Source organism: Mycobacterium sp. ABE4_509, assembly GCF_056160785.1.
The window spans coordinates 1-19,008 of record NZ_JBSWXU010000012.1; the positions used below are offsets into that span (position 1 = coordinate 1).

The 19,008-nt window shown below is 67.9% G+C and carries 20 protein-coding genes and 1 pseudogene; 11 read left to right on the forward strand and 10 right to left on the reverse strand.

Annotated elements, in window-relative coordinates; all coding sequences use genetic code 11:
- Positions 1-694, reverse strand: a pseudogene (locus ACXAID_RS04505) (glycoside hydrolase); the annotation flags it as partial.
- A 205-nt stretch (positions 695-899) separates the two neighbouring features.
- Here ACXAID_RS04505 and ACXAID_RS04510 point away from each other — a divergent pair.
- From ACXAID_RS04510 to ACXAID_RS04520, 3 genes are all read left to right on the forward strand, one after another.
- On the forward strand, positions 900-2,105 hold the full coding sequence (locus tag ACXAID_RS04510) for a lycopene cyclase family protein (protein ID WP_475020989.1): 1,206 nt from the start codon (positions 900-902) through the stop codon (positions 2,103-2,105).
- Positions 2,106-2,169: 64 nt separating this feature from the next.
- The gene (locus ACXAID_RS04515; RefSeq protein ID WP_475020990.1) at positions 2,170-2,979 is read left to right on the forward strand and encodes a DUF1906 domain-containing protein; all 810 of its coding nucleotides are present in this window, start codon (positions 2,170-2,172) and stop codon (positions 2,977-2,979) included.
- 167 nt (positions 2,980-3,146) lie between these two features.
- Entirely contained in the window at positions 3,147-4,067 is a 921-nt protein-coding gene (locus tag ACXAID_RS04520; protein ID WP_475020991.1) for a serine hydrolase, read from the forward strand.
- Between the two features lie 30 nt (positions 4,068-4,097).
- Here ACXAID_RS04520 and ACXAID_RS04525 read toward each other — a convergent pair whose 3' ends face one another.
- Both ACXAID_RS04525 and ACXAID_RS04530 read right to left on the reverse strand, forming a co-directional pair.
- Complete coding sequence (locus ACXAID_RS04525) at positions 4,098-4,445, reverse strand: DoxX family protein (RefSeq protein ID WP_475021038.1); 348 nt, start codon at positions 4,443-4,445, stop codon at positions 4,098-4,100.
- 92 nt (positions 4,446-4,537) lie between these two features.
- Positions 4,538-4,975 carry a MarR family winged helix-turn-helix transcriptional regulator gene (locus ACXAID_RS04530; RefSeq protein ID WP_475020992.1) on the reverse strand — a complete coding sequence of 146 codons (438 nt, stop codon included), beginning with the start codon at positions 4,973-4,975 and terminating at the stop codon, positions 4,538-4,540.
- A 172-nt stretch (positions 4,976-5,147) separates the two neighbouring features.
- Between ACXAID_RS04530 and ACXAID_RS04535 the strand changes: the two genes are divergently transcribed.
- On the forward strand, positions 5,148-5,831 hold the full coding sequence (locus tag ACXAID_RS04535; RefSeq protein WP_475020993.1) for a GAP family protein: 684 nt from the start codon (positions 5,148-5,150) through the stop codon (positions 5,829-5,831).
- 7 nt (positions 5,832-5,838) lie between these two features.
- Here ACXAID_RS04535 and ACXAID_RS04540 read toward each other — a convergent pair whose 3' ends face one another.
- Positions 5,839-6,537, reverse strand: a complete 699-nt coding sequence (locus ACXAID_RS04540) for a TetR/AcrR family transcriptional regulator (protein WP_475020994.1) — start codon at positions 6,535-6,537, stop codon at positions 5,839-5,841.
- A 115-nt stretch (positions 6,538-6,652) separates the two neighbouring features.
- Between ACXAID_RS04540 and glnT the strand changes: the two genes are divergently transcribed.
- Both glnT and ACXAID_RS04550 read left to right on the forward strand, forming a co-directional pair.
- Positions 6,653-8,014, forward strand: a complete 1,362-nt coding sequence (gene glnT, locus ACXAID_RS04545) for a type III glutamate--ammonia ligase (protein WP_475020995.1) — start codon at positions 6,653-6,655, stop codon at positions 8,012-8,014.
- A 1-nt stretch (position 8,015) separates the two neighbouring features.
- Positions 8,016-9,002 (forward strand): alpha/beta fold hydrolase, encoded by a 987-nt coding sequence (locus ACXAID_RS04550; RefSeq protein WP_475020996.1) that lies wholly within the window; start codon positions 8,016-8,018, stop codon positions 9,000-9,002.
- 10 nt (positions 9,003-9,012) lie between these two features.
- Here ACXAID_RS04550 and ACXAID_RS04555 read toward each other — a convergent pair whose 3' ends face one another.
- Together ACXAID_RS04555 and ACXAID_RS04560 are read right to left on the reverse strand one after the other, a co-directional pair.
- Positions 9,013-9,852, reverse strand: a complete 840-nt coding sequence (locus ACXAID_RS04555) for an alpha/beta fold hydrolase (RefSeq protein WP_475020997.1) — start codon at positions 9,850-9,852, stop codon at positions 9,013-9,015.
- A 73-nt stretch (positions 9,853-9,925) separates the two neighbouring features.
- Complete coding sequence (locus tag ACXAID_RS04560; RefSeq protein WP_475020998.1) at positions 9,926-10,714, reverse strand: MBL fold metallo-hydrolase; 789 nt, start codon at positions 10,712-10,714, stop codon at positions 9,926-9,928.
- Between the two features lie 160 nt (positions 10,715-10,874).
- On the opposite strand from ACXAID_RS04560, the gene ACXAID_RS04565 reads away from it, so the two are divergent.
- Positions 10,875-11,717 carry a class I SAM-dependent methyltransferase gene (locus tag ACXAID_RS04565; protein ID WP_475020999.1) on the forward strand — a complete coding sequence of 281 codons (843 nt, stop codon included), beginning with the start codon at positions 10,875-10,877 and terminating at the stop codon, positions 11,715-11,717.
- A 63-nt stretch (positions 11,718-11,780) separates the two neighbouring features.
- Here ACXAID_RS04565 and ACXAID_RS04570 read toward each other — a convergent pair whose 3' ends face one another.
- Together ACXAID_RS04570 and ACXAID_RS04575 are read right to left on the reverse strand one after the other, a co-directional pair.
- The gene (locus ACXAID_RS04570) at positions 11,781-12,416 is read right to left on the reverse strand and encodes an alpha/beta hydrolase (protein ID WP_475021000.1); all 636 of its coding nucleotides are present in this window, start codon (positions 12,414-12,416) and stop codon (positions 11,781-11,783) included.
- 91 nt (positions 12,417-12,507) lie between these two features.
- Positions 12,508-12,987: a dienelactone hydrolase family protein gene (locus ACXAID_RS04575; protein WP_475021001.1), complete on the reverse strand. Its 480-nt coding sequence runs from the start codon at positions 12,985-12,987 to the stop codon at positions 12,508-12,510.
- A gap of 124 nt (positions 12,988-13,111) precedes the next feature.
- On the opposite strand from ACXAID_RS04575, the gene ACXAID_RS04580 reads away from it, so the two are divergent.
- The 3 genes from ACXAID_RS04580 (at position 13,112) to ACXAID_RS04590 (ending at position 15,923) form a co-directional block, all read left to right on the forward strand.
- A complete protein-coding gene (locus ACXAID_RS04580) occupies positions 13,112-13,912 on the forward strand; it encodes a ZIP family transporter (protein WP_475021002.1) in 801 nt (266 codons plus the stop codon).
- 271 nt (positions 13,913-14,183) lie between these two features.
- Positions 14,184-15,527 (forward strand): EspA/EspE family type VII secretion system effector, encoded by a 1,344-nt coding sequence (locus ACXAID_RS04585; protein ID WP_475021003.1) that lies wholly within the window; start codon positions 14,184-14,186, stop codon positions 15,525-15,527.
- A gap of 81 nt (positions 15,528-15,608) precedes the next feature.
- The gene (locus ACXAID_RS04590) at positions 15,609-15,923 is read left to right on the forward strand and encodes a type VII secretion target (RefSeq protein WP_475021004.1); all 315 of its coding nucleotides are present in this window, start codon (positions 15,609-15,611) and stop codon (positions 15,921-15,923) included.
- Positions 15,924-15,956: 33 nt separating this feature from the next.
- Here ACXAID_RS04590 and ACXAID_RS04595 read toward each other — a convergent pair whose 3' ends face one another.
- The gene (locus ACXAID_RS04595; protein ID WP_475021005.1) at positions 15,957-16,196 is read right to left on the reverse strand and encodes a hypothetical protein; all 240 of its coding nucleotides are present in this window, start codon (positions 16,194-16,196) and stop codon (positions 15,957-15,959) included.
- Between the two features lie 168 nt (positions 16,197-16,364).
- Between ACXAID_RS04595 and ACXAID_RS04600 the strand changes: the two genes are divergently transcribed.
- Positions 16,365-17,660, forward strand: a complete 1,296-nt coding sequence (locus tag ACXAID_RS04600) for a hypothetical protein (RefSeq protein ID WP_475021006.1) — start codon at positions 16,365-16,367, stop codon at positions 17,658-17,660.
- 142 nt (positions 17,661-17,802) lie between these two features.
- Here the strand turns inward: ACXAID_RS04600 and ACXAID_RS04605 are convergent, their stop codons facing one another.
- Positions 17,803-18,939 (reverse strand): LuxR C-terminal-related transcriptional regulator, encoded by a 1,137-nt coding sequence (locus ACXAID_RS04605; protein WP_475021007.1) that lies wholly within the window; start codon positions 18,937-18,939, stop codon positions 17,803-17,805.
- Positions 18,940-19,008: the final 69 nt, after the last annotated feature.

Below are 19,008 nucleotides of genomic sequence, written 5' to 3' on the forward strand. Positions count from 1 at the left end.
GCGCGGCGATCGGCGGCGGAGCGGGGGCAGCCGGCACCGGCGGCACGACGGCGGCGGCGTTGTCGACGACCGCGCGCTGCGGAGGTGTCAACGCCGCATACTGTGCCTCCGCGGCGAGTATCTGGCGCTGCAGATCACCGTATTTGGCCTGCAGGTCCGCGCGCACCGTGGCGGAACGCTCGGCCGCCTCACGCGCCTCAGCGGCCGAGTTCTCCGAAGCCCGGACTGCCGCCGCGGCGCGCTCCCGTCCGGATCGGAACGCCTTCACCTGTTCGACCATCTCAGCGGCGACCACCCGCTGGACTGAGAGCTCGTCGATCAGCTGTTGCGGAGAGGATGCGCTCAGCACCGTCGCCAACTGCCCGGTGCCGCCACCGACGTAGGACGCCGCCGCCACCCGGTTGACGGCGGCTTGATAGGGCTCGAGCTGTGCGTTGGCGGCCTCAAGGGCCTGCAGGTCAGCGCGATGATGGTCTTCGGCCGCCGTCTGGGCGGCCAGTTTGGCCTCGGCATCCCGCTGGGCGGAGGTGACAGCCTCCCTGCTCTGCAGGGCCTCACGGGACAGTTCGTCGAGCCGGGACAGCGCATCCGAGGCCGGGTCTGCCGCGACCCGGCTCACCGCCAGCACCAGCACCAGGACCGCGGCCGCCGAACCGCACACCGTTCGCCGAAGCGAACGGCGCACCCCGGTCATACGGATGTCACGATCCTTTTCTGCAGGGACCACCGTGGTCCGGCCGATAGGTCCCGCAAAGGGTACGAAGTGGCCCCGATGATGTCTACTCAGCAAACAAGTCGGCGGCACCCGCGACACCATTGCGGCGCCTGCCGAGAGCGCAGTTCGGCGACTTCGGCCCCGATGCGTGAGCAACTTCCACCATCAGGGCACGATGGGACGAATGGACGTGTTGGTGGTCGGAGCGGGGCCGGCGGGGCTGGCGCTGGCGGGGCAGTGCGCTCGCAGCGGTCTGACGACCGGGCTGGTCGACCCTGCTCCGGAACGGCCGTGGACGGCCACCTACGGCATGTGGAGCCCGGAGCTCCCCGGCGATCTGCCACCGTCGGTGATCGCCGCCCGGGCCGCCGGCCGGGTGTTCGCGCAGACGCAGCACCACCTGGGTTGGGAGTACGCAGTCGTCGACGTGCCCGCCCTGCACGCGCACCTCGTCCGACAGCTGACCGGCGTGCACATCCATGCCGGCCGGGTCGTCGGCTCACCGGAGCGGGGCATGGTCGCCCTGGCCGACGGGTCGTCGCTGCGCGCCGAGGTCGTTGTCGACGCCGGGGGCCGATGGCGGCCGCTCGACCCGATTCCGGCGCGCCGCGGAGCGGCGGAACAGACCGCCTACGGGCTGATCGTCAGCGAGGACGACGCCGCTGCCCTGCTCGGTCCCGGCGACGCGCTGTTCATGGACTGGCGCCCGGACCATGGTGAGGCCGGCTGGCCGACCTTTCTCTACGCCGTCCCGCTCGGCGGCGGCGAGGTGCTGGTGGAGGAGACCTCGCTGGCACGCCGGCCCGGGCTGCCGATGCCGACGCTGCGCCGGCGGCTCCACGCCCGGCTGGCGCGGCACGGCATATCGCCACCCGAGGACGCCCGCAGTGAGAAGGTCTGGTTTCCGGTCGACCATCCGCGCCACGAGGTGCGGGGGGTGCTCGGCTTCGGTGCGGCCGCGCCGCTGATCCACCCGGCGACCGGTTTCAGCCTGGCGGCGTCGCTGCAGCTGGCACCCCAGGTGGCCGAGGCGCTGGCCGCACATCTGCCGGACGGCCCCGGCCGAGCGCTGACAGCGGCCCGGCGAACCGTCTGGCCACCGGCGGCGAAGGTGATCCACCGGCTCCGGCGGATCGGTCTGGAAGCACTGCTGCGGATGCCGCCGGACGAGGTTCCGGTGTTCTTCGAACAGTTCTTCACCATGCCCGAGCGGCACCGCTGGACCTATCTCACAGCCCGCGACGACGTGCGCGGCACCGCGGCGGCGATGGGGTGCCTATACCGAAGCACCGGCGGGCCGTTGCGTCGTCGCCTCGTCACCTCGGCGGTGCGCCGGCCGGTGAAGTCCAATGACGCGTCGGCGACGGGTGACCCACCCTCCGACCGGTGACGAACCATCCCGGCCTGCGGCGCGTCTCCCCTGTTCACAACAGTCACTCTGTTAACATCGCGCGGTGCGAGACGCGTCGGGGACCACGGGCGGCCGCCCACCGCGCCCGGTTTCGCGGCGTGACGTGCTGCGCTACGCCGGCGCGGTTCCAGCCCTGGCCGGGTTCGGCGCCGTGGCGGCGGGCATCGACATGCCCTCGGCCTCCGCCGCCTCTGCGACGCTGATCGACTACGCCATGCGCCAGATCCCCGCCGCCGACATCCGCGCCGCCGGTCACGCCGGGGTGATCAACTATGTCTCGACATCGAGGCCCGGCTCGAACTTCGGCGCGAAGCCGATCACCCTGCCCTACGCCCGGTCACTGAACGCCGCCGGCCTGGTGATCGTCAGCAACTACCAGTACGGCAAGCCGGGGGGCACGGCACCGTCGGACTTCACCCGCGGGTTCGCCGGCGGCGTCGCCGACGCGCGCACCGCCTGGCACCTGCACACCGCCGCCGGCGGGGGCCGCACCGCTCCGATCTTCTTCAGCGTCGACGACGACATCGACCGCACCACCTGGAACGATCTGGCACTGCCGTGGTTTCGCGGCATCAACTCGGTGATCGGGGCACTGCGCACCGGGATCTACGCCGGTGTCAACCCCTGTATGTGGGCCGCCGCCGACGGCGTAATCGGGCGCTCGAGCTCGCCCGGCCACGTCTGGGCGTGGCAGACCCGGTCCTGGTCGCGCGGTCAGATCTACCCCGCCGCAGTGCTCTATCAGCGCATCATCGACACCGCGTCGAATCCGGGACCGGTGGTCGGCGGCATCCGCGTCGACGTCAACGACGTCCTGGCCCAGGATTGCGGCCAGTGGAACCTGCACCCCTGATTCCCGGCGATTTCGCGTCTTTGAGATCGGGCCCGCGCGGGTAGCCCACGTAGAATCGCGGTCCATGCCGGCGAGCCGGCAGTTCGGGCACGGCCGGCGGGCCGGCAGTCCGGGCAGCGATGCGGGAGCGCACAGCGTCCGCGGGCTCACGATCATTCGGAGGACTTATGCGGCGCCAGCTGTCGACATGGGTGGTGGCGGTCGCCGGGGTGGCCATGCTGGTGAGTTCCTGTGCGGCACCGGCCGGCGAGGCGCCGTCGGGTTCGGCGAGCACCGCCGGCGCCCCCGTGGTCGCCCCGAAGGCCACGTCGGCCGAGTTGCCCCAGCAGCCGCCAGCGCGGCCCGCCGACCCTTTCGCCGGACTCGATGCCCGTACCCGTGCAGCCACCGCCGATGCAGCCGCCGCCGGGGCCGACGTCACCGTCGAGGTGTTGGATCGCAACACCGGCCAGGTCGTCTCCCACAGCGCCAACCAGCCGTTCCCGATCGCGTCGGTGGTGAAGCTGTTCATCGCCGACGACCTGTTGCTGCAGGTGTCCAGGGGCGAGACAGAACTGACGCCGGCTGACCGCGCGTCCCTCGACGCCATGCTCCGGTCCTCGGATGACAGTGCGGCCCAGATGTTCTGGGACCGCAGCGGCGGTAGCGCGATCATCGGACGCGTGGTGGCGCGGTACGGCCTGACCGGAACGACCGCGCCCTACAACGGCAAGTGGGACGTCACTCAGAGCACCGCAAGCGATCTCGTCCGCTACTACAACGGGCTGTTGAGCGGCAGCGGGGGCCTGCCGCCCGAGCAGGCTGACGTGATCATGCGCAACCTCGCCGGACACACCCCGACGGGAACCGACGGATACCCACAACGATTCGGCATCCCCGATGGACTCTTTGCGGAGCCCGTCGCGGTCAAGCAGGGCTGGTTCTGCTGCTGGAACGGCGCCAACCAGTTGCACGTCTCCACCGGCGCGATCGGACCCGAACGCCGCTATGTGATGGCCATCAGCTCACTGCAACCGGTGAGCGCCGCCGCTGCGCGCGACACCGTCACACAGGTGGTCAAGACGATGTTCCCGGACGGCCGGATCTAAAGCCGCGCCACGAAGGGGTCGCGCGCGTTTTCAGCGCTTCTGGCGCGGGATGCCCGTGGCCCACAACGCCCAGGCGATCAGCACGGGCTGGAACAGCAGCCGGATGAAGCGGCTGGTGTCGCTGTTGAGCCCGAACCCGTCTGCCTGGTTGACGAACTGGGCGATGTTGCCGGGGAAGATCAGGATGAAGAACGCCGCCAACAGCCGGCCGACCAGAACCCGGTCACGGTTGAGCAGGGCCAACCCGACGCCGAGGGTGATCTCGACTCCGCCGGAGGCCATCACCACGCCGTCGGCGTCCATCGGCACCCAGTGGGGCACCTGGGCCTGGAACTCCTCGCGGGCCCAGAACAGGTGGCCGAGCCCGGCGAAGATCATCGCGAAAGCCAGTGCGAACCTGCCGATGGTGCGGGCGCAGGTGGTCGGGGGCGGTGGGGGCAGTTCGGACAACGATCCAGCCTTTCGTGGTTTCAGCTGCCGCTGCGGGCGTGCAGCTCGGCGGTGATCAGATTGAGTGCGTCGCGCAGCGCGGCGAGGTCGGCCGCCGCGGAGTCGGTGGATCCCAGCAGTCGATCCGGGATGCACGCCGCCCGCTCCTCGAGGGCGCGGCCCTCGGGTGTGAGGGTGACGCTGACCCGTCGCTCATCGGCTGCGCTGCGTTGGCGGCGCACGAACCCCGCCGCCTCGAGCCGCTTGAGCAGCGGTGAGAGGGTGCCCGAGTCCAGATGCAGCCGATCACCGAGGTGCCCGACCGTGCAGGAATCCTCTTCCCACAGCACCAGCAGCACCAGGTACTGCGGATAGGTCAGGTTCAGTTCGTCGAGCAGTGGCCGGTACGCCGCCGTCACCGCCCTCGACGCCGAGTACAGCGCGAAACACAACTGGTCGTCGAGCCGTAAGCGTGACACGACCCAACCATATCGCACGCTGTTTAATTGTGCACAACCATTATTCCGGCGGGCCCTGCCGTGGACATGCTCCAGCGGTACCGCGCCGTAAGGTCGATGGGGTGTGCGCCGTCGACCTGCCAGCGCTGCGTCGACGACGAGGCTGGACCCAGCCCGGACGTCCGGTGCCCGCGTGATCGGCCTGCTCGTGGCGTTGGCGGGGCTGGCGTTCCTCGACTCCCTCAACGTCCTGAACATCGGGGTGGTCTCCGCGGTCGTCTACGGCAGCCGCCTGAATCGGCAGTCCGCGCTACCGGGAGGTCTGAGCTACGTCACCGGGGTCTTCGCGGTCCTGTTCACCTTCGGCGTCAGCGTCGTCCTCGGAATCGGATTCCTGACCGAGCTCACCGACTTCGAACTCACTCCCGCCGTGCGGTACTGGGGCGAGCTGCTGATCGGCTTCACGCTGATCGCGCTGGCGTTCTTCCCGCTGGTCGCCCAGACCGCGGCGCCGGGCTGGGCGTTGGCGACCATGCGCGACCGTCCCTGGCTGCTCGGGTTCGTCGGCGTGGCGGTGGGTGCGGGCCAGGCGCCGACCGCGGTCCCCTACCTGGCCGGCCTGGCGATGATCGCCGCTCGCGATCCACTGCCGCCGGCCTGGCCGGTGATCGTGCTCGCCTACTGCCTCATCGCCGTGACGCCCTGCCTGCTCGTTCTGACCCTGTCAACCAGCCGGAACAAACGAGCAGACCGCGCGCAGCGCTGGTTGGTGCGCACGCTGACCCGATACGGGCCCATCGCGGTGCGCGTCCTGTTCGTCATCGCCGGGGTGGCCCTCGTCGCCGACGCACTGATCCACCGGCGCCTGTGGTGGTGAGGCCCGCCTACGTTGTCGCACCGAGCGTTTCGGCGGTGGCGCGCGCCGCTGGGAGGCGTCGCCGGTCACGCAGCAGGGCGCCAAGCGACGTCTCCGCGGACAGGTGTGCCAGCTCGCTCACCCGGCCCGGAACCGACCCGTCGCGACGGTAGCGGTACTGCAGCCCCTCGTTCATCGCCAGAGCGGCCGCGGTGGCCGAATCGGGTTCGACGCCGAGGAACTCACCGGTGTCCTGGCCCTGCTGGATCACCGTGCTCATCAGTTCACCGAGTTCGCGGTAGTCGGCGAAGAAGTACTTGCCGAACTCATCGGGCTGGGCGAGCGCGACGCTCTCCAGATCGTAGAAATCCAGCGGCGCCGAGCACATCTGCACGACGTCGATGTAGATGATCCGGTAGAGCCTGGCCGAGGCCGGCTCCGGACGGTCCACCATCTCGCGGGCGATCTCGAGCGACTCCCGATTCTTGTCGATGAGCTCCTGCACGATGGCCTCCTTGTTGGGAAACCAGTAGTACAGCGAGGACTGACGCAGGCCGGCTGCGCGGGCAATGGCGCTCACGCTGGTCTGGGCGTAGCCGTCGGCGGCGAACAACGCCGCCGCTGCGGCCACGATGTCCTCGCGTGGCGATTCTGCGTGCACGTTGCTGTTGCGCGGTCGGCCGACCCTCGGCACGTCACCCTTGCCCATACCGAGATAGTGGATCATCGGAGCACCCTTTACCACTCCGAAACAGCCAGGACACGGCCGTGAAATCGCCCACCAGCAGGGTTTCGATAGGTCATCGAAACCGAGTGGAAGTGCGATGCGCGAAGGAGTCCTCATGACCACCACCGAGCCGACCGCCGACATCGACGTCGTCAAGGACCAACTGCGCCAGTCCGGCGTCAAGTACGCCATCGCGAGCTTCGTCGACATCCACGGAATCTCGAAGGGAAAGTTCGTCCCGATCGACCATCTGGACAACATGATCGCCGGATCCGAACTGTTCACCGGCGCCGCACTGGACGGCCTGCCGCAGGATGTCAGCGACGAGGAGCTCTCCGCGCGCCCCGACCTGTCCCGGTGGTTCCAACTTCCGTGGAACAAGGAGTTCGCCTACTTTCCCAGCAGCCTGTACACGGCCGGGCAGCCGTTCACGGCGTCCTCGCGCGACATCCTGAAGCGCCAGCTCGGCCTCGCCGCGGACCTCGGCTACACGTTCAATCTGGGCGTCGAGACCGAGTTCTTCGTCCTGCAGGACTCCGCGGCCGGCCCGACAGAGGTCAGCGACCGAGACACCCTGGCCAAGGCGGCCTACAACGTGACGACCACCCTCGACAACGCGGGATGGCTCGGCGAACTCGTCTCGTCGATGAACGAACTGGGTTGGGATGTCTACTCGTTCGACCACGAGGACGCGTGCGGCCAGTTCGAGATCGACTTCACCTACACCGACGCGCTCCTGATGGCCGACCGCTTCGTCTTCTTCCGCATGATGGCCAACGAAATCGCCCGCAAATACGGCCACTTCGCCTCGTTCATGCCCAAGCCCTTCGCCGACCGCACCGGTTCGGGGGCGCATTTCAACATGTCCCTGGCCGACATCGACAGCGGTGCGAACCTCTTCGCCACCGGCGACGACCCCCGCGGGCTCGGTGTCTCCGCGCTCGGCTACCACTTCATCGCCGGCGTGCTCCGACACCTGCCCGCCATCACCGCGGTCATCGCGCCGACGGTCAACAGCTACAAGCGCCTGGTGCGCCAGGGCAGCATGTCCGGATCGACCTGGGCTCCGGTCTTCGTCAGCTACGGCAACAACAACCGGACCAACTCGTTGCGCATCCCGTTGGCCGGCGGCCGGGTCGAGTGCCGCGCGGCCGACATCAGCTGCAATCCCTACCTCGGTGCCGCAATCGTGCTTGCGGCGGGCCTGGAGGGTATCCGCGAACAGCTCGACCCCGGTGAGCCGCGCACCGAGAACATGTACCGCTACACCGACGCGCAGATCGCCGAACTGGGCATCTCGCAGCTGCCCCGCAGCCTCGGTGAGGCCATCGACGAGTTCCGCACCGACAGCCTCTCGCGTGAGGTCTTCGGCGACGAGCTGTATCAGGCCTTCATCGAATACAAGACCGAAGAGTGGGAGTCCTACCAGGCACATGTGTCGTCGTGGGAGACGGACCGCTACCTGAAGTTCTTCTGAGATGTCCGCGGCGCGGCGGTTCGGGCTGGGCGGCTTCGCCACGGAGTGCGGCGCGCAGCTCCCCGAGGCGGCGCTGTCCTATCGCACCCACGGAGAACTGAACGCGGCGGGCACCAACTGTGTGCTGCTGCCCAGCTACTACACCGGAACCCATCGCAGCTACCAGCCGTGGATCGGCCCGGGCGCCGCGTTCGATCCTGCGGAATGGTTCGTCGTCGCCGTCGACATGTTCGGCAACGGCCTGTCGACCTCACCGTCGAACACGGCGGGAAACCAACGCTTTCCGCTCGTCACGGTGGCCGACAACGTGCGGGCTCAACGGGTGCTGCTCGACTCGCTCGGGGTGCGCAGCATCGCGCTCGCCGCGGGATGGTCGATGGGGGCGATGCAGTGCTACGAGTGGGCGGTCCGCTTCCCCGACATGCTCCGGTCCCTGTTGCCGATCTGCGGCAGCGCCCGGTGTTCGGAGTTCAACCGGGTGTTTCTCGACGGAATCGCCGCGACTCTGCGCGCCGATCCCGGGTACGACTGCACGCCGACGGCGGGGCTGCGGGCGTTCGGAATCGTCTACGCGGGGTGGGCCTATTCACGAGACTTCTTCGCCCACGGCATCTATCGTGAACTGGGGTACGAATCGGTCGCCGCGGTCCTCGACGGTTGGGCCGACGACCATGTCGCGATGCACCCCGGGGATCTGATGGCCATGCTGGCCACCTGGCGTGCGGCCGATGCGGGGCGCTCGGTGCCCGGCGGTCTGGACTCGGCGCTGGCCGCGATCCGCGCCCAGACCATCGTGATGCCGGGAACCACCGACGCCTATTTCACCCTCGCCGACAACGCCGCCGAATGCGCCCTCATCCCCGGTGCCGAGCTGCGGCCCATCGAATCGGGTCTCGGTCACATCGCCGGCCGGCCCGGGATCCGGGCGCGCGAGACGGCGCATATCGCCGCGGCGGCACGCGAGCTGCTCGGACGGGTTCGGCGGTAGGCGGCGGGGGTCAGATAGGGAAGGGTCCACCGGTCACCTCGTCCAACACCTCTCGCAGGTGAAGGAGAACCCAGAGGTGCCCGGCCCCGGGAATCACGTGGACCCGACAGGACGGGATCGCTTCACTCAAGTACCGCCCCATGGCGGGTGGAACGCTGCGATCCAGCTCGCAGGACCACAACAGCACCGCACTGCTGATCTCCTCCAACGGAAAACCCCACGGACGACCGTGATTGGCGGCCATGTCGTCGGCCATCCCCGACCCACCGCCTCGCACCGCTTCGGCGAAGTCGTCGACCAGCATCCGGTGAATCTCCGGCCGGTCGAGGACAGCCCGGTCCACGTCGTGGACCTTGTACTTCATCGTGTCGAGGTACCGCCCCGGATCACGTCGGATGACCGCGGCCAGCAATCGGGTGTTCGCACTGGACAGCGCGGGCAGATGCCAGGCCAGCTTCATGAAAACCCGATTGGTCGTGCTGATTCCGTCGAAGACGCCCGGTCCGTCGGTCGGTGCGGGAGACGACACGAGACCCACCGTTGTCACGCGCTGCGGCATGCTCCAGGCGCATGCCAGCGCACCGGGGCCACCACCGGAGACACCGACGACCGCGAAGCTCTCGGTCTCCAGCGAATCCGCCAGCTGCCCGACGTCATCGGCCCAGTCCAGAAGTGTTCGGCCGGGGTTGGGGTCCGAGCCACCGTAGCCGGGGCGATCCGGTGCGATGATGCGCGCTGCCGGCGGAAGCGAACCGTCGGGCAGCAGACCCCAGCTCAGACGTGAACCCGGTAATCCGTGGAAGACGAACACAGGCACACCGGCGGCATCGCCGTATTCCGCGTAGGCCAATCGCCGACCGTCGGACAGGCGAATCACAGCATCGAGGCGCGGCCCGGTCACGGCGACCGCGCTCCCCGGCTCATCACACGCATACCGCCTGCCCGTACCCCAGGATCGTGCACTCGACGCCCAGCAGCTCGACCTCCCGCTTGAACCGCTGAGCATCTGCCACCGCAAACCGGCGCTTCCAGAAGAACGGCACGCTGTAGTGGCACGGAATGACGCGCTTGGGGGCGATCATCCGCACCGCCTCGACGGCCTCATCGACGTCCATCGTCCAGGTGTCGGCGCCGAGTCCGCCGATCGGCAGCATCAGCACGTCCGCGCAGACGTGTTCCCAGTCGGACACCAACACCGAATCGCCGAGGTTGAAGACCGAGGTGTCGCCGATGGTGATCTTGAATCCCATCGAGCCGATACCGACCCGCTCATCGGGTCCCGGCTGCGCACGAAAGGTGAAGCCGAGCAGGGGTACGGCGATCGGGCCGTGCTGAGTCCGGACCGCCTCGATGTGCACGCCGTCGAGCAGGATCGACTCACCCACGTCGAGGGGGTGCAGATCGTCGAACGGCATCCAGGAGGTCAGCGCGCGGCCGCGGGGGTGGACGACCAGAGTGCGGCCGGCGACGGTACGGGTGAGGCCGGTACCGCAGACCACGTGTGCACCTGATGCTCGTGCGACGCGATCGGACTGCCAGTGGTGGTCGGGGTCGCCGTGCGTGATCACGACGTGGGTGACGCTGGGCCACTGCGACTTCGGGATCAGGCTTCGAAGTCCGAAGATCCACAGGTTCTGCCCCGGATCGAGCGCGACCTTGACGTGACCCTGCTCGATCAGGAATGCGTTGTACAGGTAGTGGGTGATCTTCATGGTTACCCGGGCTTTCCGATGTCCAGGCGGACTTTACTCGGGTGACAGACATCCGGTCGACCTCGTCAGGGACCGCATCGGCTCGCCGGGAGCGGCTGCACTCCGGCGCATCCGGACGTTCGCACGCCCGCTGCTGTTGGTGGGACGTATCGTTCGCGGTATGGAGTCCCACCCAGAGGACCGCCTGGATCCCGTTGCGAAAACCGCCAGGTGGACCGCCGCCCAACGGGCGCAGGAGTCCGCCCGCCCGGACGGATTGTTCACCGATCCCCTGGCCGAGGTGCTTGCCGGCGATCACAACGCGGCGCCGGCAACGGATGGCGACGACGCGGATGGCAGTCCATTCATCGCGGTTCGCACCCGCTACTACGACGACGCCGTCACCGACGCCGTGACCGCACGCGCGATGACCGCGCAAGTCGTGTCGGTTGCCGCCGGTTTGGACACGCGCGCCTATCGCCTCGAGTTGCCGGTCGAGGTGGCTTGGTACGAGTTGGATCGCCCCGAGTTGCTCGAACTCAAGGATCGGGTTCTGACCGAGGCGGGCGCCGCGCCGAGGTGCGCACGCCGCCCGGTCGGAGTCGACCTGACCGGCGACTGGGTCAGCCCGCTCACGGCCGCCGGCTTCGATCCGGACCAACCTACGTTGTGGCTGGTGGAGGGGATGATCTTCTACCTGGATCAGCCCGCGGCTGACGCACTGCTGGACAAGATCACCGAACTCTCCGCGCCCGGGAGCGAGTTGCTCATCGACATCATCGGCCAATCCCTGCTCGACAGCCCGCAGATGCGGCCCCTGTGCGAGCAGTTCGCGCGCGACGGCGCAGCCTGGCAATTCGGCACCGACCGTCCCGAGCAGGACCTGTTGCAGCCGCGGGGCTGGCGGGCAACGGTCCAGTTGTTCTCGGAGGTGGGCAACCAGTTGGGCCGCTGGCCCACCCCCGCCCTGCCGCGTGACACCCCCGGGGTCCCCCAGAGCTTCCTCATGCACGCCACCCGGTGAGATCCGCGTCGCCGAACTCTCGCGCTTTGTGACAGCCGACCGAGACGACCAGACGCCGTTGGCTCACAGCACCCCGGCGAGCCAGTCCCGGGCGTCGATCATCATCTCGATGGTCTGGCTGTGAGCCATGTCGTAGGCGTGGTGGCGCACATCCCACCCACCGGATTCGAGCAAGGCGACCGCCTCGCCGGGTTGATCGGGACCGATAACCGGATCGCGAGTTCCCCACTGGAACAGAACCGGTCGGCCGCCACCGCTGGACAGATCGACATCGAACCCCAACCTGCTCGGGACACCGCAACAGATCGCCCACACACCCCCGTACCGTCGGCCACCCGGCTTGCCGGCCAGAGCGAGCGCCAGATATCCACCCTGGCTGAACCCACCGAGGATGCACCGCTCCGGTGGGATCCCGGCCTTGTCGGCCTGTTCGGCCACGAACGACTCGAGCGTCGCCAGCGCCGGCCCGACACCCGACAGATCAGGTTCGAACGTGTCGAGATCCATCGGCCACCAACCGGCACCATCACCGTCGGGCATGGTCAACGGACCGCGCGGAGCGATGGCAGTGAACCGCTCGTCGGGGTCGACCAACGGGACATACGACGCGAGGTGATGCTGCTCAGCGGTATAGCCGTGCATGAGGAACAACAACCTGTCGACACCGTCTCGCTCGATTCGATACTGAGTCAGCGGCATGGAACGAGTCTTTCATCCGGCTGCCACGGCGACCACCCGGCCCGCCCTGCGCTGCCGTAACGCTGCGGTTCTGCCGTGTGCCCTCGTGTCGTCAGTGCAGGTTGCGCCTGAGCAAGTCGTGCACACGCTCCCAGTGCAACTCGGAGGCGGCCCGGTCATAGCGTGGCCCCGCCGGAGCGAACCCGTGGACAGCGTCGGTGATGACATCCACCGTGTACACCGCCCCGGCGTCGTCGAGCGCGTCGCACGTGATCGCCCGGGTTTCGGCCGGTGCTGTCTCGTCGGGATCGACCCAGGCGAAATAGAGCTCGGCCTGGGTCGGGTCATGGTGCAGATGTGGCGAGTCGTCGGAGTCACGAACGATCCAAGCGCCGTGGATCGACGCCGCGGCCCGCACCCGATCGGGGAAGGCGCGTGCCACCGACAGCGCCAAACCGCCGCTCATGCAGAAGCCGACCACCCCGGCGGGGCCGTCGCCGGCCGCATCCGGGCGATCGCGACCGCGACCACCGCAGGTTCGCGTTCCCGGCGACGACGCGGGCTCCCACGCACCGGCGCCGGCAGCTGGCACTGGCGCTAAAAACTTTGTCCTGGTGAGGTTTTGCTGACGTCTGCGGGATCGGAACTGATCTCAGTAATGAAAACTGTTTCCATCACGGTAGGCTCCGGCCGTGAGCGAACTCCTTGCACTGAAGTTGCTGGCGATCGTCTTGATCTTCGGGGCGGCGATCCTCGGCGGGCTGCTGCCCTGGCGCGTGGCCGGCGCTCGCCGAAGTGAGGTCTATCTGGGTTGGGGCAACGCATTCGCCGGGGGTGTGCTCCTTGCCGCCGGCCTCGTTCACCTGTTGGGCGATGCCGCGACAGGATTCGCAGGACTGTGGCCCACCGTCGACTACCCCTGGGCTTTCACGATTGCCTCCGGAGCCTTCCTGCTGGTCCTGGGGATAGAACGAGTGCTACCCAGGCTGTCTCGGGTTCCGGTGGGATCGGATGGTCTGGGCAGCGATCCGTCGTCGGACCCGATCGTGTCAGCCGCCGAGGAATCCGAGCGCTACCCCTACCTGCTCCTGTTGACGCTGTCCGTCCATTCCGTCATCGCGGGCATGGCCCTGGGCGCTCAGCGGTCCCTCGCCGGATTCCTGGTAATCGTCGTCGCGATCTTGGCTCACAAGTCGGCGGCGAGTTTCGCGCTGGGGGTGAGTTTGCACCGCATCGGCATCGACCCGTCCCGCGCACGCGCGCTCGTAGCCGGATTCTCCGTCACGACTCCTGCTGGGATCCTGCTCGGAGCCGGTATTTCGGCGCTCCTGGATTCCACCGGTGAGCAAGTGTTCGAGGCGGTCTTCGACGCGATCGCCGGCGGCACTTTCATCTACATAGCCAGCTTGGACATCCTTCGCGAGGAATTTCTGCCGCCCCGAGCAGACCGGCGCATCAGATGGATGTGGGCTGCGGTCGGCCTCACCCTCATGGCTGTGGTGGCCATCTGGACATAGCTGGGCGACGGTCAGGACATCAACGGCGAATCCGACCATCGCCGGGGTCCCTCTGCACCTGACTTCCACCCCGGTTCTCCGCCAATCTCCGCACGGTGTCTGCTCTGCCCCCGCCAGCGCGCGCCGTTGAGATCACGCTGAAAAGAAGTTCGGGCGAACTTCGAACCTTCCAGGGCTGCCTACCGTTAAACCGAAGGTGAACGCTCCGGTGTGGGCGCCAACCTGCGCACGGTCCGGTGCGCGCCATTGAGCGACGAGGAAAGGCACTGCTGTGACGTCCGCACTGACAATGCTCGGTAGGACCGACGATCTGGGATTTGTGGCGTTCCGGATCGGCGGCATAGGAACCAGCGCGATCGGACAGGATGTAGGCACCACGGTCCTGAATGGCGCCGCTATCGCCGCCCAGCTCGCGTGGTTCGCCCGTCCGGATTGGCTGGCGGACCAGATCGAAGAGGCCACGAAGGGCACCAAAGCGCCAGTGGCGATCATCCATGTCACCCAGGCCATCGTGTTGATGATGAATTTGTTGTACGGATTCGACTCCCCCGACGACGGCGCCTCCTTCGAGGACGGCGCCGACGAGTACGACGATCTGATCTTTCACTTGGAAAATGCCTTTCCCGACCCCCGAGACTGGAGTGGCGACGCCGCCGACGCCTATACCGCACAGAACATCGCGCTCCTGGGTCTCGTCGAAGAGTTGGCCGCGCTCGACCGGCAGGTCAAGAATCTCGTGGCGGGTCACGCCGACGAAGTTGCACGGGCACACCTCACCCATTCCAGCCTTGCATTCAGTCTCGTGATGGCCGAGTACACCGCGCTGTGCCTGTTCACGATTCCGGTCTGGGGCCCGGCCATTTCCTACGCATTCCAGAGCGCCATGGCCATGACGTCGCTGGGAATCGTGGTCGACCAGCTCCAGCGGGTGTCCTTCTCGGCGCGAGAGGTTTCCGATGCAGTGGAGGTCCTCGACGCGCAGTACGATTCGGTCGCCGAGCGGGCCCAGAAGGTCGACAGCTCCTACACGGTCTACGTGCCGGTGTCCGAGCAGACCTCGGTGGGCACCTTCGACACCGCCATGTCCGGCCCCTCGGCGCTGACCGCCCAGATCGCCGCTCGCGCAGCAGCAGTGCCACGCGCGGCCACTTCCAGCGCGGCCGCCAACAACGTCACCGACGATGCCCCCGGTACCGGCGGGTCAGATGACGCCCCTGATGGCGGCGGCACCGGTACCGAGGGCCCCGAGGGCCCCGAGGACGGAGCCCCGGCAAATCCGGAGGCCGGCACACGAGTTCCCGGCCAATTCGTGAACCGGGCGATGACTGTGTCGTCGCGGGCGGCCCAAGTCTCCGCAGATGCCTCGCAGCATATGGCCGTCGTCGAACAGGTCACCGGACAGGTCGAATCGGTCTCGGATATGGCTCAGGGGTGGCAGGACGCGGCGGCTACCCCGGAAGAGCCAGACGAGGAGCTGTTGCCCGCCGAAGAGACTCCGGCCGAGGAGATTCCGGCTGAAGGGATCGACGCCGCTGCCGGTCCGGAAGCAGGGCAGCGTGCACCGGTGGGGGACCCGGCGGACCCGTCCGCGGAGCCGACATCGGTTGCCCTGTAAGCACAGGACAGCCCGGGCCGGCAACGCTGCCGGCACCGGTCATCGACCACACCGAGAAAGAGGGACCCTTCCATGACCGGAATGACGGTAGACCCGGAACACCTGAACGGACTAGCCGACCGCCAGCAAGAGGCCGCCCTGAAGGCCCAAGAAGCCGAGGGCGAGGTCTTCCACATCGGCACCCAGCTGTGGCTGACACACGGTGTCTTCAGCGAGCTGTCCAACGAGGCGGTCCACCACCTCGAAGCCCACCGCCGCACCGCGGGCGAGCGGATCGCCGCAGTCTGCACCGCGCTGGCCGAGAATCTGAGCTCCGCCGCGCAGGCCTACACCGTTGTCGACGAGCAACTGGGCCCCAATCTCAACGGGCAGCTGCAGGCCCGCGCCGGCGAGTAGCCGTCGCGTCGCTGCGGCTCCTCGGCCCCTGGGCTAGGAATCACGGGCTTGGTAGATGTGCTGCAGGCCCGCGCACCGGCCGACACGTGCCCTCGCGTCGTCAGCGAAGGTTGCGTCGCAGCAGGTCGCGACCCAGGAGAAATGGGGCTCGGCCTGGGTGGTGTCGTGCTGCAGAGGTGGCGAGTCGTCGGTGTCACCGACGATCCAGGCGCCGTAGGTCGACGCCGAACAGAGCCGCGGCGTCGCCATTTCGACGTAGCGGTCGCTCAGCACGCGTCTGGTACGCCTGTGCGTGCACTCCTGTATCCCTTTGGGGAGATCTTCGCTCCTCGGCATTGACCCCCGCGGTGAACCGACGCAGCATCGACTACACGGATGTGCGCTGCGCCACACGTGGGCCACCAGAGACCGGGCGGATCCGTCATCTATAGGAGGTCACTGATGTCCCTCGTCGACGCGAACGGCAAGACGCAATCCCAGCGCCGGGACGAGTCGGTGCAGCAGTTCATCGATCGGTTCGTGCCGGCTGCCGGGTCTTGCCTGCCTGCCTATGACTGCGTGGTCATCGCAGGCAACGGTATCGGCGCTCAAACGTTCGCCGCTCAGCTGGCCAAGCATTCGCGGTTCGCGGGAAAGGTCACCCTGGTCGCCCCGCCGGCCCAGGAGTCGCGCCGACTCATCAACGGGGTCAGCCTGCGCGGGGTTGCCGCTGACTTCCTGAGCTCAGCCGTCGGGGTCGACCATGCGGCTCTCGTACAGGCCGCGACGGGCACCGCCTTTCCCGGCCCGGTCGCCCACCGCCAGACTGCTGCGATGGCCGTCAGCCGCAACGGCGAGTGGACGTTCAGCAAGGCCGGTCCGTGGCAGGGCGGAAGCAAGGGATCTCCGGCGCCGCTCGTCTACGGTATGCGCAACAGCCGCCTGGTTGTGGGGCTGCGTGAACTGCTCGCCGAGCATCCTGTCGAATACGTCGAAGACATGGTGGAATCCGATGCCCACCTCCGAAGCCACGCCGCCGGGAGGCGGCCGCTATTGGTCAACGCGACCACCAAACCCACACTGCTGGGCGGCGAGTCCAGCCCGCCACGGCGGCTGGTGCTGGCCGTCCAAGCCCCCATGATCGAAGCGGCGGCGGGGATTTCGTACCCGCTAGAGCGGGATACCACCTTCGCCCCGCTGATCCGGCGCGAAGGCATCATCGACGTCGGGTACTTCACCCCGTTCGCCGACCCGCTGTCACCGCGCTCGAATTGGTACGGGATCTTCGCCCGTGTCGTGGACGCGGATTCCGGCTTCGACAAGGACGCAGAGCTGGCAACGATGACCGACCAACTGTACGGAGTTGCCAAGAGCCTGGGACTGGTGATCGACGACGCGGCCGAGACCCTGGCCGGAGCCCTGGTGCCGGCCTCGTCATGGGGCAAGGTGGCGCCTTCAAAGCCAGGCACCCTCGAGCTCAAGCGGATGTATTCGGGGGGCGCACCGTGCTACTACGCCGACGGCATGGTCTCCGCGGCCATCGGTGGCGTCATCGGCGCAGAAGCCGTCGTGCGCAGCCAGGATCCCGACGCCGCGATCCGGCGTGCGCTGCGCCCGTGGCGCCGGCACAACTTCCTGTGGTGGGTGGAGACCAACAAGATCTCCCCACTGGCCGACCGGTTGCTCCGCGTCAATGTCCAGGTGGCCATGGCCTACCCGCACAGCGCGGGCCTGCCCATGTGGAAATCGGCGGCATGACCGGACTCGCGCCGCCCCCCGATCGGACCCATCACCGACATCCGGACGAGCACAGTGGGTGAACCGCTCATCTACTGCGACGGCGCCTTCTGCGGGGTACTTGCGCTCTGACTCCTTGGCACCCTGCGGCGAACGCCCGGCGTCAGTGTTGGTCCATACTCCGCATCAGGTTGGTGTACTGTGCGACGGCTTGGCCCCGGTTGCCGGCGTTGAGCTTTCGCAGAATTCGCTTCACGTGCGTCTTGATCGTTCCCTCCGCGACGACCAGCCGTGCCGCGATGTCGGCGTTCGTCGCGCCGGTACTCATCAGTTGCAGCACTTCGACCTCGCGTCGGGTCAGACTCCGCACCGATCGCATCGTTCGGGCCGCCTGGTCTGCTGCCGTGTCCGGCGCGGGCACCAGATCGGGCTGCATGGTCAGATGGCTCATCGCCACGTTGGTCAGCTCGCCCGAGCCGGCGATGGTGCGCAGCTGCGCCTCGGTCCGGCAAGTCAGACTTTCGAGGACGGCGCGCTGGCGCAGAAGCTGTTGCAGCGTCACGGCGCGTTCCAGCGCCTGGCCGATCGAGGAAGCCAGGTCGGCGGCGATGTCACGGTCGAAGGTGTCCAGATTGCGGCCACTGTCATAGGCGTCGAGGTGCAACGTGGCCTCGACCTGCCCGTTGACGAAGATCGGTGTGGCCACATACGCCCTGGTCCGGATCATCCCGACGATCGGCTGGTAGGCCTGCGGGTCCTGCTGGGCGTCGAACACCAGCGCTGGCATCCGGCGACGGACCACCTCTGCCTCCAGCACTCCGGGCACCAGCGGTATCGCGATCTGCTCGGCGCGGGTCTGGCAATCCGCGGCCCACCGTTCATCGGACGAGAAGTAGGTGGAGGTGGCGCGCAACCGACCGTCGTCGAGTTTGAACACCATCGCACGATCCAGACCGGAGGCTTTGCACGCCGCCCCGGCGGCGGCCCTGAGCAGGTCGGCCGGATCGTTGTACCCGGAGAACGCCATCTGCTGGCGGATGCTGCCGAGCGCGCGGATCCGGTCCTCGACCATCACCTGCTGGTGTTTGGCGGTGAGTTGCTGCAGCGTCAGCGCGACCTCGCAGATGGTTGCCATCCTGGTCGGGTCATCGGTGGCGGTTGCCATCTGCCGGCGCAGTGCTGCGATGACAAGCTCGACGTACTCCCCGAGCTCGCCGTACCGGGCCTCGCCTACCGACGGTGACCATTGCGGGACGTCCGCGACGGTACGGGCGCGCGCCAAGGTCTCAGCCAGTCGCACGGAGAAGGGTCGGCCGCCGGAGTCGCCAGCCCCGTTCCCTGGCGAAGTCCGCGCGGAGGCGAACCTGAT

What these genes read in the sequence shown, in the direction of transcription:
- ACXAID_RS04510 (WP_475020989.1), top strand. Translation starts at nt 900, where the DNA reads ATGGACGTGTTGGTGGTCGGAGCGGGGCCGGCGGGGCTGGCGCTGGCG.
- ACXAID_RS04590 (WP_475021004.1), top strand. Translation starts at nt 15,609, where the DNA reads ATGACGGTAGACCCGGAACACCTGAACGGACTAGCCGACCGCCAGCAA.
- ACXAID_RS04525 (WP_475021038.1), bottom strand. Translation starts at nt 4,445, where the DNA reads ATGATCTTCGCCGGGCTCGGCCACCTGTTCTGGGCCCGCGAGGAGTTC.
- ACXAID_RS04540 (WP_475020994.1), bottom strand. Translation starts at nt 6,537, where the DNA reads ATGATCCACTATCTCGGTATGGGCAAGGGTGACGTGCCGAGGGTCGGC.
- ACXAID_RS04565 (WP_475020999.1), top strand. Translation starts at nt 10,875, where the DNA reads ATGGAGTCCCACCCAGAGGACCGCCTGGATCCCGTTGCGAAAACCGCC.
- ACXAID_RS04570 (WP_475021000.1), bottom strand. Translation starts at nt 12,416, where the DNA reads ATGCCGCTGACTCAGTATCGAATCGAGCGAGACGGTGTCGACAGGTTG.
- ACXAID_RS04560 (WP_475020998.1), bottom strand. Translation starts at nt 10,714, where the DNA reads ATGAAGATCACCCACTACCTGTACAACGCATTCCTGATCGAGCAGGGT.
- glnT (WP_475020995.1), top strand. Translation starts at nt 6,653, where the DNA reads ATGACCACCACCGAGCCGACCGCCGACATCGACGTCGTCAAGGACCAA.
- ACXAID_RS04550 (WP_475020996.1), top strand. Translation starts at nt 8,016, where the DNA reads ATGTCCGCGGCGCGGCGGTTCGGGCTGGGCGGCTTCGCCACGGAGTGC.
- ACXAID_RS04520 (WP_475020991.1), top strand. Translation starts at nt 3,147, where the DNA reads ATGCGGCGCCAGCTGTCGACATGGGTGGTGGCGGTCGCCGGGGTGGCC.
- ACXAID_RS04600 (WP_475021006.1), top strand. Translation starts at nt 16,365, where the DNA reads ATGTCCCTCGTCGACGCGAACGGCAAGACGCAATCCCAGCGCCGGGAC.